The 620-nt window shown below is 54.0% G+C and carries 1 rRNA gene; it reads right to left on the bottom strand.

Annotation, left to right across the window (positions count from 1 at the left end):
- Nucleotides 1-620, bottom strand: a 23S ribosomal RNA gene (locus AC3A6M_RS24845); the annotation flags it as partial.

Below are 620 nucleotides of genomic sequence, written 5' to 3'. Positions count from 1 at the left end.
CCTATCAACGTCCTGGTCTCGAACGACCCTTCAAGGAGCTCAAGGCTCCGGGAAATCTCATCTCAAGGCGAGTTTCCCGCTTAGATGCTTTCAGCGGTTATCTCTTCCGAACTTAGCTACCCGGCAATGCCACTGGCGTGACAACCGGTACACCAGAGGTTCGTCCACTCCGGTCCTCTCGTACTAGGAGCAGCCCCCTTCAAATTTCCAACGCCCACGGCAGATAGGGACCAAACTGTCTCACGACGTTTTAAACCCAGCTCACGTACCACTTTAAATGGCGAACAGCCATACCCTTGGGACCGGCTACAGCCCCAGGATGTGATGAGCCGACATCGAGGTGCCAAACTCCCCCGTCGATATGAACTCTTGGGAGGAATCAGCCTGTTATCCCCAGAGTACCTTTTATCCGTTGAGCGATGGCCCTTCCATACAGAACCACCGGATCACTATGTCCTACTTTCGTACCTGCTCGACTTGTCGGTCTCGCAGTTAAGCACGCTTATGCCATTGCACTATTAGCACGATGTCCGACCGTACCTAGCGTACCTTCGAACTCCTCCGTTACACTTTAGGAGGAGACCGCCCCAGTCAAACTGCCTACCATGCACTGTCCCCGA

It is taken from the genome of Telluria sp. Soil_C_11 (assembly GCF_057657395.1).
The sequence above is the reverse complement of the archived record's forward strand: the minus strand, read 5'-3'. Positions and strand labels throughout refer to the sequence as shown.